This window comes from Azospirillum oryzae (genome assembly GCF_008364795.1).
GTDB lineage: Bacteria > Pseudomonadota > Alphaproteobacteria > Azospirillales > Azospirillaceae > Azospirillum > Azospirillum oryzae.
The window spans coordinates 289,934-304,910 of record NZ_VTTM01000001.1; the positions used below are offsets into that span (position 1 = coordinate 289,934).

The following is a 14,977-nucleotide window of genomic DNA, read 5'->3' on the forward strand; positions in this document are numbered from 1 at the left end:
TCACGGGTGCCGTGCGGCGACATCCTCCAGCGGTTCGAGTTTTCCGTCATGCTGACCAGCCTGCCCAACCTGCTGACCCTGTCGCGAATCGCGGTGATCCCGCTGGTGGTCGGGCTGTTCTATGTGCCGGAAGCCTGGGCGGCCTATACCGCGTGCTCGCTCTATGCCGCCGCCTGCATCACCGACTGGTTCGACGGCTATCTGGCACGCGCGTGGGCGCAGGAAAGCGTGATCGGCAAGTTCCTGGACCCCATCGCCGACAAGCTGCTGGTGGCGGCGACCCTCATCATGCTGGCGGGGTTCCACCGGCTGACCGGCCTGTCGATCCTGCCGGCGGTGGTGATCCTGCTGCGCGAGGTGCTGGTGTCGGGCCTGCGCGAGTATCTGGCCGGGCTGCATGTCGGCGTGCCGGTGACCTGGCTGGCGAAATGGAAGACGACGATCCAGATGATCGCGCTGGGTTTCCTGATCGTCGGCGATTATGGTCCGGCGGAACTGCCGGTGACCTTCATCGGCACGGTCGGGCTGTGGATCGCCGCAGCGCTGACCTTCTATACCGGGTGGGATTACATGCGCGCCGGGCTGACCCACATGATGGCGGAACAGCCGGCGAAGCCCGGCACCGCCCGTTCCGCCCGCAGCGCCGGTTGAGAGTTTCCAACATGAAAATCTTCGGGCTGACCGGCTGGAGCGGCAGCGGCAAGACCTCGCTTATGGTGCGGCTGATCCCGGCGCTGACGGCGCGGGGGTTGCGTGTGTCGACGGTCAAGCATGCCCACAAGGGCTTCGACATCGACCATCCCGGCAAGGACAGCCACAACCATCGCTTGGCCGGCGCCACGGAGGTGCTGGTCAGCTCCCCCCGCCGCTGGGCGCTGATGCACGAACTGCGCGACGGCGAGCCGGAGCTGACTCTGGAGCAGCTGGTGACCAAGGTGGCTCCGGTGGACCTGCTGCTGGTCGAGGGATTCAAGCGCGACCGGCACGAGAAGATCGAGGTCTGGCGGGCCGAGGTGGACAAGGCGCTGATCGCCCCCGACGATCCCACCATCGTTGCGGTGGCGAGCGACGGCGTCGTGCCGCGATGCCCTGTGCCGGTGCTGGACCTGAACGACGCCGAGGCGGTTGCGGCGTTTGTGGTGGAGCGGTGCGGGTTGGGGTGATCTTGCTCGCTCATGCATCTGAATGCGCGAAAATGCAAGTGACTTTCTACTTATAAGACGTTAGAGTTATCCCTGACTCCGACGGAGCTATGCGTTTTGGCGCATTCTGCTATCGTTGACACCACAGGACAAAGGTCGCCACATATATGTCAGACACAGATTTGTTAGTGAGGCCCACTATGACGGCATCGAAACCGCAGCAGCCCCCTTCAGCGGGACCACATGTAACAAAGGCGCCGGTTAAGATTGCTCTGAACCCGAGTAGCAAAAAGAAAGTCTCTGAGTTTATTTCGAAATTGAAGATTGAAGGTGACAAGCCGGGAGGCTGGTTGCCCAACAAAAAGGGTTGAAGGTCGTGTCCGACGAGCCGTTTAGATTGAGTCGTAAGCCTAAGATTTTATTTCAATACCACCGTCAATTTAATCGTCTATTTCAGGCGTTGACTGCAGCTGAAGCAGCTGATGTTGACGATGTGATCGATAGTCTAAACAATATTCCGGATCAAACCGGCGATCGCCTGCTGGAAGACACCGAAGCCGGTGATCTCTGGGTGCGTCGAAAGAATAATTCCTATGTGATGTATACGTATACTCGCAATGATCCGGAATCGAAATATCTGGTCAAGTGCTGGGTGTGCGGGAAATATGTGATGCGCGATGGAGAGGAAATTTTCGATATTGCGTGATCGCTCTGAACAAAGTCGACCAAATCTAATGTAGCAGAGTTTGTGTTCTCATCCTTGCGTTACAAGCTCGCCATCTTCGATTTCGATGGGACGCTGGCTGACAGCTTTCCCTGGTTCATCGGCGTCCTGAACGGCGTCGCCGACCGCTATGGCTTCAATCGGGTGCAGGCGGACGAGGTGGAGCGGTTGCGCGGCTATGACGCGCGGCAAATCATGCGGCACCTGCGGGTGCCGAACTGGAAGCTGCCCTTCATCGCCGATCACATGCGGCAGCTGATGGCGCGCGACATTGACGGAATCCGGCTGTTCGACGGTGTGCCGGAGATGCTGCGGGCATTGAGCGACAGGTGCATGACCGTCGCCATCGTCAGTTCGAACTCGGTGGAGAACATCCGCGGTATTTTGGGGCCGGAGGCGGCCGGGCGGGTGGCGCATTACGGCTGCGGCGCCTCGCTGTTCGGCAAGGCGGCGAAGTTCCGCAAGATGCTGCGCACGGCCGGTGTTCCGGCGGAGCTTGCCATCGGCATCGGTGACGAGGTGCGCGACATCGACGCCGCGCGGAAGGTGGGGATGGGCTGCGCCGCCGTCGCCTGGGGTTATGCGCGCGAGGATGCGCTGGCGGCGCGGCGGCCGGACCGGCTGCTGACGCGGGTGGAGGAGATTCCCGGCCTGTTCGGCGACTGAGTGCCACGTCCCGGAAAGGACGCCTTTTCCCTCTTCGCACCGGACGCCGCGACGGACTAGAGTGGCGGCCATGGTGCAACTCGACAATGATTGCTTCGCCTTCGGCGGGCCGATGATGGCGGTGGAGCCGGCGCTGGCGCTGCTGGCCGGACGGGTCGGGCCGGTGACGGCGACCGAGATCGTGCCGCTGTCCGACGCGCTCGGCCGGGTGCTGGCCGCCGATCTGGTGGCGCCCTTCAACGTGCCGCCGCACGACAATGCTGCGGTGGACGGCTATGCCGTGTTCTTCGACGATCTCTCCGCCGATGGGGCTTCCGTGCTGCCAGTGACGGCGCGGGTCGCCGCCGGGCAGTGGCTCGGCCGGCCGGCGGTGCGGGGGGAGGCGGTGCGCATTTTCACCGGCGCGCCGATGCCGCCGGGCATGGACACGGTGTTCATGCAGGAGGATTGCCGCAGCGACGGCGCCACCGTCACCCTGCCGGCGGGCATCCGCCGCGGCGTAAACCGGCGGCTGGCGGGCGAGGATGTGCGCGAGGGATCGGTGGTGCTGGCCGCCGGACGCCGCCTGCGGCCAGAGGACATCGCGCTGGCGGCGTCATTGGGCCATGCGGTGCTGGAGGTGCGCTGCCGCCTGCGGGTGGCGGTGTTTTCCACCGGCGACGAGTTGCGGCAGCCTAGTCAGGTGCTGGAGCCCGGCGCCGTCTATGACGCCAACCGCTTCGCCCTGATCGCGCTGCTGACCCGGCTGGGCTGCGCCGTCACCGACCTCGGCATCCTGCCCGACCGGTTCGAGACGATCCGCGACGCTCTGGCGGAGGCAGCGGCGAGCCATGATGCGTTGATCACCTCCGGCGGCATGTCCACCGGGGAGGAGGATCACGTCAAGCCGGCGGTCGAGGCCAATGGGCGGCTGGATTTCTGGCGGCTGGCGATCAAGCCTGGCCGGCCGGTCGCGCTGGGCCGTGTGCGCGGGGCGGTGTTCGTCGGGCTGCCAGGCAATCCGGTGGCGGTGGTGGTGACCTTCCTGCGCATCGCCCGGCCGATCCTGCTGCGGCTGATGGGGGCGGCGGACGAGGCGCCGCGGGCGATCCCGGTGCGCGCAGCCTTCGCGCACAAGAAGAAGCCGGGGCGGCGTGAGTTCCTGCGCGGGTCGCTGGCCCGCGGTGAGGATGGCGCGCTGGTGGCGTCCAAATACCCGCGCGACGGGGCCGGCGTGCTGTCGTCGCTGGTCGAGTCCGAGGGCCTGATCGAGTTGCCGGAGGATCTGGCCGGGGTCGAGCCCGGCATGACCGTCGATTTCCTGCCTTTCAAAGAATTCCTGTAGAGGTCGCGTGATGAAGATTCTCTATTTCGCCTGGCTGCGCAGCAAGATCGGCGTGCCGACCGAGACCGTGGAGTTGCCGGCGGAGGTGACCACGGCCGGTGCTCTCGTCGAATGGCTGAAGACCCGCAGCCCCCGCCACGCCGAGGCGCTGGCCAACAGCAAGGTCGTCAAGGTGGCGGTGAACCAGGAGCATGTGCCCTACGACCACCCGATCTCCGCGACCGATGAGATTGCGCTGTTCCCGCCGGTGACGGGGGGCTGACGGCATGGCAATCCGCGTCCAGGCCGAGGATTTCGATGTCGGCACCGAATATGCCGCCTTCACCGCCGGCCGAACCAGCATCGGCGGGGTGGCGATGTTCGTCGGTCTGGTGCGCGACATCGCCGGCGGCGCGGCGGTCAGCGCCATGACGCTGGAGCACTATCCCGGCATGACCGAGCGTCAGCTGGAAGCCATCGAGGAGGAGGCGCGGCGCCGCTGGCCGCTGGACGATGTGCTGGTGATCCATCGTTATGGCCGGCTGGAGCCGGGGGACCGCATCGTGATGGTCGCCACCGCGTCGGCCCACCGCGACGCCGCTTTCGAGTCCTGCCGTTTCCTGATGGACTGGCTGAAGACCAAGGCGCCCTTCTGGAAGCTGGAAGCCACGCCTGAGGGCGAGCGCTGGGTCGAGGCCAAGGAAAGCGACGACGCGGCAGCGGCACGGTGGGCGCAGTGAGATATCAGGACAGGCTGGGCGCGCTCAGGCGTGCCCGGCCTCGCCCGACAGCATGGAGACGCTGACGCCAAGCTTGCCGATGGCCCGTTCCCACTTGGCGTCCAGGTCGGTGTCGAACAGCAGCTTTTCGTCGCAGGGCACGTTCAGCCAGCCGTTGGCCTGGAATTCGGCGTCCAGTTGCCCCGGACCCCAGCCGGCGTAGCCGAGCAGCAGCAGGTTGCGGCGCGGGCCGCGGTCTTCGGAGATGGCGCGCAGGATGTCGATGGTGGCGGTCAGGGCCACGTCGTCGTTCACCACCAGCGTGCCGTCGCGGACATAATCGGTGGAGTGCAGGACAAAGCCGCGGCCCGACTCGACCGGACCGCCGTAATGCACCGGCAGGTTGTGGGTCGGCTGCGGGATGTCCATGTCGAGCTGTTCCAGCAGATCCTCGAACGTGATCGACCCGAACAGCCGGTTCACCACCAGACCCATTGCGCCGTCTTCATTGTGGGCGCAGACATAGATGACCGTACGCTGGAAACGCGGGTCCTCCATTCCGGGCATGGCGATCAGCAGCTGGCCGGTCAGCGATTCCGTGGCATTGGAGTCCGGAGACTTGGTCAGGCGCGGCATGGGCGATTATCCTTGTCGTCGGTTCGGTGCGGATGACCGCGCCCGTCCCTACGGTGGGTTGTGGTTGGCGCTCTGGCGACGCTTTCACCGGAGTGTGACAGCACCGGCCGAGCTTTGTCACCATTATATGGGCTATCATATAGGGTGTCGGGGACGCCGATGCGCCCCTTCCAGGGAAGAGAACAGTGCGCGCGATGAAAAGACATGCCCTCGCCCTCCTGCTGCTTCTGGCCGTGCCGGCCGGTGGCGCCGCACCCGCTTTTGCCCAGGGCAATGAGGCAGGGGACGGGATTGGAGCCTGGACGAAGGCCGGGCCGGTGGAGGCGCGATTGGTTTCCGCGGTGCGCGGCACCGGCGACCTGACGGCGCTGCCGCTGGGGCTGGAGTTGCGGCTGGAGCCGGGATGGAAGACCTACTGGCGCTCCCCCGGCGATGCCGGATTCGCGCCGCGCCTGGACTGGAGCCGCTCGGGTAACCTGGGCGAGGCGACGCTCTCTTATCCGGCGCCGCACCGTTTCTCCGTCCTGGGATTCGAGACGGCGGGATACGACACCGCGGTCCTGTTCCCGATCCAGGGGGCGCCGGCGACGCCCGGCAAGCCGGTCGATCTGGCGCTGACCGCCGAACTGCTGGTCTGTTCGGAGATCTGCGTGCCACAGACGCTGGACCTCGCGCTTGCGCTGCCGGCCGGACCGGCGGACCCCAGCGAGGTCGCCAACGATGTGGCGCGCGCGCAGGCGTTGGTGCCGAAGGGACCGAACGGGCTGCTGCGCATCGATTCCGTGCAGGGCAAGGGTTCGTCGCTGGAAGTGGAGGCGACCGCCGCCGACGGCTTCGTCACCCCCGACCTGTTCGTCGAGACCGATCCTGCCCTGACCTTTTCCGCCCCCAAGGCGGTTTTTTCCGACAATGACCGCCATGTCCGCCTGACCCTGACGGTGACCGATCCGCAGCCGGGGCTGGATCTGGCCGGGCGGGCGATGACGCTGACCCTGGTCGACGGTGACAAGGCGGTCGAGGCGCCGGTGACGGCATCTGCCGGTTCTGCCGCGCCGACACCCGGCAGCGTCGGTCTGGCGGCGATGCTGGGGGTGGCGCTGCTGGGCGGGCTGATCCTGAACCTGATGCCCTGCGTGCTGCCGGTGCTGTCGCTGAAGCTGATGTCGGTGGTCAAGCATGGCGGACGGGCGCCTGCGGCGGTGCGCGCCGGATTCCTGGCGAGCGCAGCCGGCATCCTGACCTCCTTCCTGCTGATGGCCTCGGCGCTGGTCGGCATCAAGGCGGCGGGCGGGGCGGTCGGCTGGGGCATCCAGTTCCAGCAGCCGTTGTTCCTGGTTTTCATGGTCGTGCTGGTCACGCTGTTCTCGGCCAATTTGTGGGGCCTGTTCGAGGTGCCGCTGCCGCGCGCGCTGGCCGATCGGCTGGGCGGCGACGGGCTGGCCGGGCCGTTCGCCACCGGCATGTTCGCCACCCTGCTGGCGACCCCCTGTTCGGCGCCTTTCCTGGGTACGGCGGTGGGATTCGCGCTGTCGAAGGGGCCGGTGGAGGTCTATGCGATCTTCGCGACGCTGGGTGTCGGGCTGGCTCTGCCCTATCTGGCGGTGGCGGCGTGGCCGCGGGTGGCCGGGTGGCTGCCGAAACCGGGGCGCTGGATGGCGACACTGAAGACCGTGCTGGGATTCGCGCTGATGCTGACGGCGGTCTGGCTGCTGTCGGTACTGACGGCGCAGATCGGCGAGGTGGCTGCCGCGACGGTCGGGCTGCTGATGGCGGCGCTGGTGCTGGCGCTGTGGGTGGGGCGGAGCGCACGCGGCGCGGCGCGGACCGCCGGCCCGGCGCTGGCCGGTGTGCTGGCGGTTGCCGCCTTCGCCATGCCGGCCGCGGTCGGCCCGTCGGCCGGTGCGGCGCCGGTGGTCAGCGACAGCAAGGCGCGCTGGGTTCCCTTCGTCGAATCGACGATCCGCGACCATGTCGCCGCCGGCCGCACCGTGTTCGTCGACGTGACCGCCGACTGGTGCATCACCTGTCAGGCCAACAAGAAGCTGGTCCTGAACCGTGGCGAGGTTGCCGAGCGGCTGGAGGACAAGGGCGTGGTGGCGATGCGCGCCGACTGGACCCGGCCGGACGCGACGATCGCGAAGTTCCTGTCCGACCATGGCCGGTACGGCATCCCCTTCAACATCGTCTACGGCCCCGGCGCGCCGGACGGCATCGCCCTGCCGGAACTGCTCAGCGACGGCGCGGTGCTGGAGGCATTGGGCAAGGCGGCGGGCAAGTCGTCCTGAGCGCGATTGGGAAAAGGCCTATGGCCGCTGCGGCTATTCTGCGGTAACAGGGCGGCTCCGGGATCTTCTCCCGTGCCATGAGGACGATGATGGACGATCAGATCAACTGCCCGCAGTGCAACTCCGAGAACGCCTATAACGACGGCAGCCTGTGGAACTGCCCCGACTGCGGCCATGAATGGAACCCCGACACGGCCGCCGCGGCGACGGATGCCGAAGCGGGGCTGGGCGTGCGCGACGCCAACGGCAACCCGCTGGCCGACGGCGACAGCGTCACGGTCATCAAGGACCTGAAGGTCAAGGGGTCGTCCCTGGTGGTCAAGGGCGGGACCAAGGTGAAGAACATCCGTCTGACGGACGGCGCCGACGGCCACAACATCGCCTGCAAGATCGACGGCATCGGCGCCATGAACCTGAAATCGGAGTTCGTGAAGAAGGTGTGAGCTTGGCCGTTGAGTTGGGTCAACCGCGCCTTGCGGCCATTCGCCGCGGGGGATAGAAGGGATGCAGGGCCGGGCTCAGCAACAGGGGCCCGACCGAACCCGGAAAACGGGTCAAACCCATAAAATCGGAAGGGTTAGAGACCATGAGCAATCAGGCTGGGAGCATCCAGGTTGGCGATACCATTCCGTCTGTCACGCTGAAGTGGCTGACCGACAACGGCATGCAGGAAGTGACGACGGACGAGCTGTTCAAGGGCAAGAAGGTCGTCCTGTTCTCCGTCCCCGGCGCCTTCACCCCGACCTGCTCCGCCAAGCACCTGCCGGGCTTCGTCCAGCAGGCCGACGCGCTGAAGGCCAAGGGCGTGGACAGCATCATCTGCCTCGCCGTCAACGATCCCTTCGTGATGCGCGCCTGGGGCGACAAGGGCGGCGTCGGCGACAAGGTGAAGATGCTGCCGGACGGCAACGCCACCTTCACCACGGCTCTCGGCCTGACCATGGACGGTTCCGCCCACGGCCTGGGCACCCGCGGCCAGCGCTTCGCCCTGGTGGCGGAGGACGGCAAGGTCACCCACGTCGCCGTCGAGGCCCCCGGCAAGTTCGAGGTGTCGTCGGCCGAGGCGGTGCTGGAGAAGGTTTGATCTTTGGGGAGAATGTAGGGGTATAGCGTATACGCTGAGTTGATCTCGTCTCTTAATGTCAATACGTATACGGGATTGACAGCGGAAAAAATCTCCCAAAGGATTGCATTGCCGTCCTTTGGGAGTACACTTTATGACATTGGCCCTGAATGCATTAATCAAATGCGTCCACAAATCTCTGGGTGAGGTTTGCAACGAATTTCAAGAGATCAGCGGGATCAGTTGCGATCTCATGCCCGAATATCTTCTGACAGCCGGATTGTACCGTAGTCTGAAGAAACTGAAGTCTGTCGGTTGGGTAAAGCCAGAAGCCAACATCAGAGAGTCGATGAGTGAAGCTGGTGCTCTGGGGCGTGGAAAGTTCCCTGAAGCACTTAACGAAGCTGGACGATTTGATATTTTTGTTTATGACACGTCTGAGGCGCCGATCGGAGCTATTGAAGTAAAAAGAACTATCAATGCTCACGCGACGATAGCGAGTGACCTGTCCCGCTTGCGATCTGCTTTGAAGAAGTCGCCAAAAAGTTCGACAATTCAATACGTAGGCATGGCATTTTTGGTGGCCAATGGCGACGGTGCGCGCAAATCCGCGACTGAAAGAGTTGATACCAGGGCGCATAACATTGGTGAAAAGTCTTTCGGACTCAATTATCAGAGATCCAAAGACGGAATTTACCGTTATGGCGAGGATGGGGGGCCAGAGTCATATACATATAGAGTTTCTGAATCTGAAGATCAGTTGATCCGATTTGCTTCTTGCTTCTGGGTTCTGACACGTTAAGGCGGATTGGGATACAAAGGGTTATACGCTAGCCCTGCGCCCGCACGTCGGCCACGCCACGGCGCGCCAGTTCGTCGGCGCGTTCGTTCTCCGGGTGGCCGGCGTGGCCGCGGACCCAGTGGAATTCGATCTCGTGCTGCCGCTTCGCCTCTTCCAGGCGCTGCCACAGGTCGACGTTCTTCACCGGCTTCTTGTCGGCGGTCAGCCAGCCCTTGGCCTTCCAGCCATGGATCCACTTGGTGATGCCGTTCTTCACATATTCGCTGTCGGTGAAGAGGCGGACGGTCACCGGCTTCTTCAACGCTTCCAGCGCCATGATTGCGGCCATCAGTTCCATGCGGTTGTTCGTGGTGGCCGGCTCGCCGCCATACAGCTCCTTCTCCACCTCGCCATAGCGCAGGATGGCGCCCCAGCCGCCGGGGCCGGGATTGCCGCTGCAGGCGCCGTCGGTGAAAATGTCGACGGTCTTACGGCCGGATTCGGTCGGGGTGGAGTCGTCGGTCATCGCCCGCCTGCGTCGGAATCGTCGAGGAAATAGTCGCCCAGGCCACGGACCGACTGGTGGAAGCGCAGCTTGCGCAGATATTCCAGCGGGTCCTTCGGCCGCACGAAGGCGCCCGGCGGGTGGTTCAGCCAGTCATAGAGACGGGTCAGCAGGAAGCGCACGGCGCTGCCACGGCAGAGCCAGGGCAGGGCGTCCAGCTCTTCGCGGGACAGCGGACGGACCTTGCGGTAGTTGGACAGCAGCAGCCGCGCCTTGGTGGCGTTGAAGGAGCCGTCGATCTCGAAGCACCAGGCGTTGATGCAGATCGCCACGTCGTAGACGAAGAAGTCGTTGCAGGCGAAATAGAAATCGATCAGGCCGGACAGGCTTTCGCCGCGGAAGAAGACATTGTCCGGGAACAGGTCGGCATGGATGACACCGGCCGGCAGGCCGATCGGCCAGTTGGCTTCCAGCGCCGCCAGTTCCGATTCCAGCGTCGCGCGCAGGCCCGGCGCCACTTCGTCGGCGCGTTCGGCGGACTTGGCGAACAGATCCTTCCAGCCGGGCAGGGCCAGTGCGTTCGGCCGTTCCATGCGGAAATCGCCGACCGCCAGATGCAGGCGGGCCAGAGCCTCGCCCAACTGGGCGCAATGCTGCGGCATGATCCGGCGCGGCCACATGCCGGCCAGGAAGGTGACGATCACCGCCGGGCGGCCGCACAGCTCGCGCAGAGCCACGCCGTCGCGCCCCGGCACCGGCAGCGGACAGGCGATGCCCTTCTCCGCCAGATGCTCCATCAGGCCGAGGAAGAAGGGCAGATCCTCCTTCCGCGTGCGCTTTTCATAGAGCGTCAGGATGTAGGGTCCGCGTTCGGTCACCAGCAGGAAGTTGGAATTCTCCACCCCCTCCGCGATGCCCTTGCACGACAGCACCGCGCCCAGATCGTACTGGGCGGCGAAGGTGCTGAGATCCTCGTCGGTGACTTCGGTGTATACGGCCATGGTGTCCAGCGCCTTACCGGGTTTCCGGCCTGCGGTCAATTTCCACAATCAAAATTCAGGGCGTGATCGGCTCGTAATATTCCGGGCCGAAGCCGGCCAACTGGCGGCTGGTGGTGTTGAAGGGGCGCTTCAAACCGCCACGGAAATGGCGGCCGACCAGTTCCTGCCACAGGGCGACCGGCTCGGCTCCGCGCTCGGCGCAGAGATGAACGAACCAGCGGCGGCCGGCGGCGACGTGGCTGATTTCCTCGTCATGGATGGTCTGGAGCAGGTCGGCGCTCTCGGCATCGCCGAAGTCGCGCAGGCGGCGCACGGTGTCGGGGGTGACGTCCAGGCCGCGCGCCTCCAGCACCATCGGCACCACCGCCAGCCGGGCGGCGAGGTCGTGCGCGGTCTCCGTCGCCGCCTGCCACAGCCCGTCATGGGCCGGCAGGTCGCCATAGGAGGATCCGAGGGCATTCAGGCGGGATTCCAGCATCTGGAAATGCCGGGCCTCGTCGTCGGCCACCTGGATCCAGTCGTCGGTGAAGCCCTTCGGCAGGCCGAGCGGGGCGAATCGGGCGACGATGTCCCAGGCGAGGTCGATGGCGTTCAGTTCGATGTGCGCCAGCGCATGCAGCAGTGCGATGCGGTTCTGCGCGCTGCCGCCGCGCCCGCGCTTGGGCATGTCGCGCGGCAGCTTCAACTCCGGCCGGTCGGGACGGGCGGGGCGGTCGGGCGGTGGGGCCGGCACGGCGGGCGACAGCAGGCCGTCGCGCCAGGCGGCGGCATGCAGGCGGGTCAGGCGCACTTTCTCCAGCGGCGCCGCGGTGGTCAGCACCGCGGTCGCCGCCTCACCCAGGCACGATATGGACGAGGTCATTTCCAGCCGTAGGCGACGAAGTGCGGGTTGAGGATGTCGTCCTTGCCATAGACCAGCGGCGAGCCGTCCGGTTGTTCCACCCGGCCGCCGGCGCCGATTAGGACGGCGTGGCCGGCGGCGGTGTCCCACTCGCTGGTCGGCCCGAAGCGGGGATAAAGGTCGGCCTTGCCGCTCGCAACCGTGCAGAATTTCAGCGAACTGCCACAGGACACCCGGTCCTTGACCGTGTACTTGCCGAGGAAATCCTCCAGTACCGAACCGCTGCCGTGGGAACGGCTGGCGACGACGGTCAGCCCGTCGGGCGGCGGGTTGCGGACGGCGATGGGGTGGTCGTGGCGGCCCTCCGCGCAATGGACGGCGGTGCCGGGGCCGGCGGCGGTGTACATGTCGCCGGTGGCGGGGGCATAGACGACGCCCAGGACCGGGACGCCATTCTCGATCAGGGCGATGTTCACCGTGAACTCGCCGTTGCGGGAGATGAATTCCTTGGTTCCATCGAGCGGATCGACCAGCCAGAAGCGGCCGCCGGAGATGTCGGGCTTGTGGCCGGCGGCCATCGCCTCTTCCGCGACGACAGGTACGCCCGGCAGGAGGTGGTGCAGCGCCGGGACGATCACCGCCTCCGCCGCCTGGTCGGCCTGCGTGACCGGGCTGCCGTCAACCTTGGTGGCGACGTCGATGCCGTCGTTGTAGAAGCGCAGGATGACCTGGCCGGCCTCGTGGGCGATGGTGCGGACCGTCGGCAGCAGGCTCGCCACAGCGGCATCGGGCATGGGGTAATCTCCCTATGGTATGAAGAGTCAGCATATCCTGCCCGAAGGCGGGCCGGAAGCTCTTGAACGGGTGTGGAACGGAGAAGGCGGATGACGGCCGGGGAATTGTCGGACATCGGGCGGCCGAACGGCCACGGCGCATCGGCCCTATGGCGTGCTATGACCGCGGCCGATCTGGACCGGATCCTGGCAATCGCGGACATCGTTCATCCGGACTATCCGGAGGAGCGCGGCGTGTTCGAGGAGCGGCTGGCGCTCTATCCCGCCGGCTGTCGTGTGGCGGAATGCCGCGGCGAGGCCATCGGCTACGGCGTCATGCATCCGGGCAAGCTGGGGGTGCCGCCGCCGCTCGACACGCCGCTGGGCAGCCTGTCGGCCGATGCGGACTGCCTGTACCTGCACGACATCGCATTATTGCCGGAGGCACGCGGCACCGGGCTGGGGGCGGCGGTGCTGGGCTATGCCCATGGACTGGCGGCACGGGAGGGGTGGAGGTGGCTGGCGCTGACCTCGACGCCGGGTGCGCGGAGCTATTGGGACCGCGTCGGCTTCGCACCCTATGCGGATGGCGGACCGGCGCTGGAGGCCAAGCTGGCGAGCTATGGCGGCGGGATGAGCTATATGACAATGACTGTTTCAAAAAAATAGACGTCGCTGATTCTTCATTAGATTTCTATTTAGATACTTCGATTTCGCATTAATTATTTCCATGAAATTTCTTTGTTGTATATTGATAAGCCCATGCGTTTACCACGCAGCCCATAAATAACCAACCTTGTCGCTTTGGTATATCCCGCCCTTGGCGGCAATTTGAATGTCTACGCGGTTACCTATTGGACATATGAGGCGCCTTGTGTTAATCAGGCGGGCCTTATTATTGATTTTTTCGGTGTGAAATCATAAGTTTGGGAAGGAGGGTGCTTTGACCGAGCAGAAAGATAGTGAAAAGCCTCCCTTAGCGCAGAGTGAAAGCAAAAATACTAATGGCGAGTTAATTTATTCAGAAGAAAACAGATGGTATTTTTGGGTAGCTTTCGCTTTTAGCTTTATTGTTCTTTTTTTGTATTATATGCCGTTATACATCTTTATGTACAAGACTGTAGGTGGCGTTCAATATGATGATGATGGAAAGTGGCTTTCGATATTCATTTCGTTTACGGACAAGCCGGAGAATTTTTTGAATGCTTTTCATAAATTGCTTCTGCCTTTAGTCTCTATTGCTTCCATCTTTGCGTTTAAGGGTCAGAGGCCTTTTTCGATGATTTTCTTGTTAATATTAGTCATATCTGGTTTGTTTTTGTCGCTCTATTTAGGGGTGGTAACTGAGGCTCGGTTTGTGAAAGATGCTGTAAATTCAGCGATCTCTCCAGACGAACTCGACGATACCTTCAAGAGAATGGAGGTGTTTTTTGGTAGAGTGCAAGAAACTAGTTTAATGTATATGATGGTTATACTTGGGATATCTGCGAGAAACGTCACAGGCTCTAAGGGGGTAGGTTAGAATGTCACGAATGCGGTTCTCGCTCTCGTCATTTTGCTTCACTGCTGTTGCGGTGATGATGGGGTGTGGAGTAACGGAACCGTTACAAGCTCGCGAGTTTGTCGTGAACGTTAGCGTTTTGCCTTTAGATGCTGTCCTTCCGAGTAAGATCCAACTTCGCGCTGGGCCTCACGTTGCACGTGTTACAAAACCAAACGATGATAATCCTACGGAGTACAAGCTAACGCTCGATTTGCGTTCAATCGACGTGGCTTCACTTGTGAAAAATCCAGTCGTTCTCGTTGCGGAATGGCGAGATAAGGGTCGCACTGATCAGGAGGTTGTACTTCTGCGACCACTCTCGAAAATTTCAGAAGACGAATTGTCTATAAACATATTCAGAAATAAGCCGGCAAAAACTATGTCTTCCATTGAAGGCGTGGAAGCAAAAACTTCTGCTGATATGATCACCCTTCTCGAGAAGATCTCTGACGCGCGTTACATCTATAAGAAGGCTGTCGTCTCTGAAGGAAATGGCAAGTCTCATCAGCTTACATTGAGAGCTGCCAAAGATTGGTTTCAATTTGCTTATGAATTGGCAACTCTTCCTGAACATCTCTTTGGCATGGAAGAAGATATTGTTACCATTATGGCAGAATATGAGGCGATGGCTAGGGAGGATCAGTCATTCGCTGATCGTTATCGTAAACTCATGAAACTAGGTCAGTTTGAAAAAATGAAAGAAGTCTTGGATGCACAGATGTATGCGGATGTTGCCTTAGTGGACAAATACATCGTCTCCGGCAACTCTGATATTGCAGAAGCAATAAACCAGACTCTAAGGGATGAGTTTAATTTTATCGAGCAAGATAAGCAGAAGAAATTTGCCTCTATTCACAGAATTCACCCGGATATATTCGAGAAAAATGCAATTTTCATTAGGAATCGCAAGGCAAGTTTATTAATGTCAAGGGGGAAGCTTGAAAAGAATGTTTCAGAAGGTGGTGCGTCCAATGGAAATTTAGAACCTCGTTAAG

19 protein-coding genes are annotated in these 14,977 nt (G+C 62.7%); 14 read left to right on the forward strand and 5 right to left on the reverse strand.

What is annotated here, in order from left to right:
* Positions 1–48: 48 nt before the first annotated feature.
* The 7 genes from pgsA (at position 49) to moaE (ending at position 4,575) form a co-directional block, all read left to right on the forward strand.
* On the forward strand, positions 49–651 hold the full coding sequence (pgsA, locus tag FZ938_RS01380; protein WP_149196925.1) for a CDP-diacylglycerol--glycerol-3-phosphate 3-phosphatidyltransferase: 603 nt from the start codon (positions 49–51) through the stop codon (positions 649–651).
* 11 nt (positions 652–662) lie between these two features.
* Positions 663–1,163 carry a molybdopterin-guanine dinucleotide biosynthesis protein B gene (gene mobB / locus FZ938_RS01385; protein WP_149196926.1) on the forward strand — a complete coding sequence of 167 codons (501 nt, stop codon included), beginning with the start codon at positions 663–665 and terminating at the stop codon, positions 1,161–1,163.
* A 355-nt stretch (positions 1,164–1,518) separates the two neighbouring features.
* Entirely contained in the window at positions 1,519–1,848 is a 330-nt protein-coding gene (locus FZ938_RS01390) for a hypothetical protein (RefSeq protein WP_149196927.1), read from the forward strand.
* Between the two features lie 54 nt (positions 1,849–1,902).
* Positions 1,903–2,532 carry an HAD hydrolase-like protein gene (locus tag FZ938_RS01395; protein ID WP_149196928.1) on the forward strand — a complete coding sequence of 210 codons (630 nt, stop codon included), beginning with the start codon at positions 1,903–1,905 and terminating at the stop codon, positions 2,530–2,532.
* A 70-nt stretch (positions 2,533–2,602) separates the two neighbouring features.
* Positions 2,603–3,856, forward strand: a complete 1,254-nt coding sequence (locus FZ938_RS01400; protein ID WP_149196929.1) for a molybdopterin molybdotransferase MoeA — start codon at positions 2,603–2,605, stop codon at positions 3,854–3,856.
* A 10-nt stretch (positions 3,857–3,866) separates the two neighbouring features.
* Positions 3,867–4,118: a molybdopterin converting factor subunit 1 gene (gene moaD, locus FZ938_RS01405; protein WP_149196930.1), complete on the forward strand. Its 252-nt coding sequence runs from the start codon at positions 3,867–3,869 to the stop codon at positions 4,116–4,118.
* A 4-nt stretch (positions 4,119–4,122) separates the two neighbouring features.
* Positions 4,123–4,575 carry a molybdopterin synthase catalytic subunit MoaE gene (moaE, locus tag FZ938_RS01410; RefSeq protein ID WP_149196931.1) on the forward strand — a complete coding sequence of 151 codons (453 nt, stop codon included), beginning with the start codon at positions 4,123–4,125 and terminating at the stop codon, positions 4,573–4,575.
* Between the two features lie 24 nt (positions 4,576–4,599).
* Here moaE and FZ938_RS01415 read toward each other — a convergent pair whose 3' ends face one another.
* The gene (locus tag FZ938_RS01415) at positions 4,600–5,190 is read right to left on the reverse strand and encodes a YqgE/AlgH family protein (protein ID WP_149196932.1); all 591 of its coding nucleotides are present in this window, start codon (positions 5,188–5,190) and stop codon (positions 4,600–4,602) included.
* A 194-nt stretch (positions 5,191–5,384) separates the two neighbouring features.
* On the opposite strand from FZ938_RS01415, the gene FZ938_RS01420 reads away from it, so the two are divergent.
* The 4 genes from FZ938_RS01420 (at position 5,385) to FZ938_RS01435 (ending at position 9,340) form a co-directional block, all read left to right on the forward strand.
* Complete coding sequence (locus FZ938_RS01420; RefSeq protein WP_149196933.1) at positions 5,385–7,475, forward strand: protein-disulfide reductase DsbD family protein; 2,091 nt, start codon at positions 5,385–5,387, stop codon at positions 7,473–7,475.
* 89 nt (positions 7,476–7,564) lie between these two features.
* Positions 7,565–7,918 (forward strand): zinc ribbon domain-containing protein YjdM, encoded by a 354-nt coding sequence (locus tag FZ938_RS01425; RefSeq protein WP_149197640.1) that lies wholly within the window; start codon positions 7,565–7,567, stop codon positions 7,916–7,918.
* 143 nt (positions 7,919–8,061) lie between these two features.
* Positions 8,062–8,559 (forward strand): peroxiredoxin, encoded by a 498-nt coding sequence (locus tag FZ938_RS01430; RefSeq protein WP_149196934.1) that lies wholly within the window; start codon positions 8,062–8,064, stop codon positions 8,557–8,559.
* A gap of 133 nt (positions 8,560–8,692) precedes the next feature.
* A complete protein-coding gene (locus FZ938_RS01435) occupies positions 8,693–9,340 on the forward strand; it encodes a hypothetical protein (RefSeq protein WP_149196935.1) in 648 nt (215 codons plus the stop codon).
* Between the two features lie 28 nt (positions 9,341–9,368).
* Here the strand turns inward: FZ938_RS01435 and rnhA are convergent, their stop codons facing one another.
* From rnhA to cysQ, 4 genes are read right to left on the reverse strand one after another with little or no spacing between them, the layout of a single operon-like run.
* Entirely contained in the window at positions 9,369–9,845 is a 477-nt protein-coding gene (gene rnhA, locus FZ938_RS01440; protein ID WP_149196936.1) for a ribonuclease HI, read from the reverse strand.
* Complete coding sequence (locus FZ938_RS01445; protein WP_149196937.1) at positions 9,842–10,825, reverse strand: homoserine kinase; 984 nt, start codon at positions 10,823–10,825, stop codon at positions 9,842–9,844. The genes rnhA and FZ938_RS01445 overlap by 4 nt, the downstream gene beginning before the upstream one ends.
* 55 nt (positions 10,826–10,880) lie before the next feature.
* Positions 10,881–11,687 carry a ferritin-like domain-containing protein gene (locus FZ938_RS01450; RefSeq protein WP_149196938.1) on the reverse strand — a complete coding sequence of 269 codons (807 nt, stop codon included), beginning with the start codon at positions 11,685–11,687 and terminating at the stop codon, positions 10,881–10,883.
* The gene (cysQ, locus tag FZ938_RS01455) at positions 11,684–12,460 is read right to left on the reverse strand and encodes a 3'(2'),5'-bisphosphate nucleotidase CysQ (protein ID WP_149196939.1); all 777 of its coding nucleotides are present in this window, start codon (positions 12,458–12,460) and stop codon (positions 11,684–11,686) included. The genes FZ938_RS01450 and cysQ overlap by 4 nt, the downstream gene beginning before the upstream one ends.
* Positions 12,461–12,550: 90 nt before the next feature.
* Between cysQ and FZ938_RS01460 the strand changes: the two genes are divergently transcribed.
* The 3 genes from FZ938_RS01460 to FZ938_RS01470 all read left to right on the forward strand — a co-directional run bounded on the left by FZ938_RS01460 (position 12,551) and on the right by FZ938_RS01470 (position 14,976).
* Positions 12,551–13,108 carry a GNAT family N-acetyltransferase gene (locus FZ938_RS01460; protein WP_149196940.1) on the forward strand — a complete coding sequence of 186 codons (558 nt, stop codon included), beginning with the start codon at positions 12,551–12,553 and terminating at the stop codon, positions 13,106–13,108.
* Positions 13,109–13,382: 274 nt separating this feature from the next.
* Positions 13,383–13,961 carry a hypothetical protein gene (locus FZ938_RS01465; RefSeq protein WP_149196941.1) on the forward strand — a complete coding sequence of 193 codons (579 nt, stop codon included), beginning with the start codon at positions 13,383–13,385 and terminating at the stop codon, positions 13,959–13,961.
* Positions 13,962–13,971: 10 nt separating this feature from the next.
* Positions 13,972–14,976, forward strand: coding sequence for a hypothetical protein (locus FZ938_RS01470; protein WP_149196942.1), 1,005 nt, complete (start codon positions 13,972–13,974; stop codon positions 14,974–14,976).
* The last annotated feature ends 1 nt before the right edge of the window (position 14,977 follow it).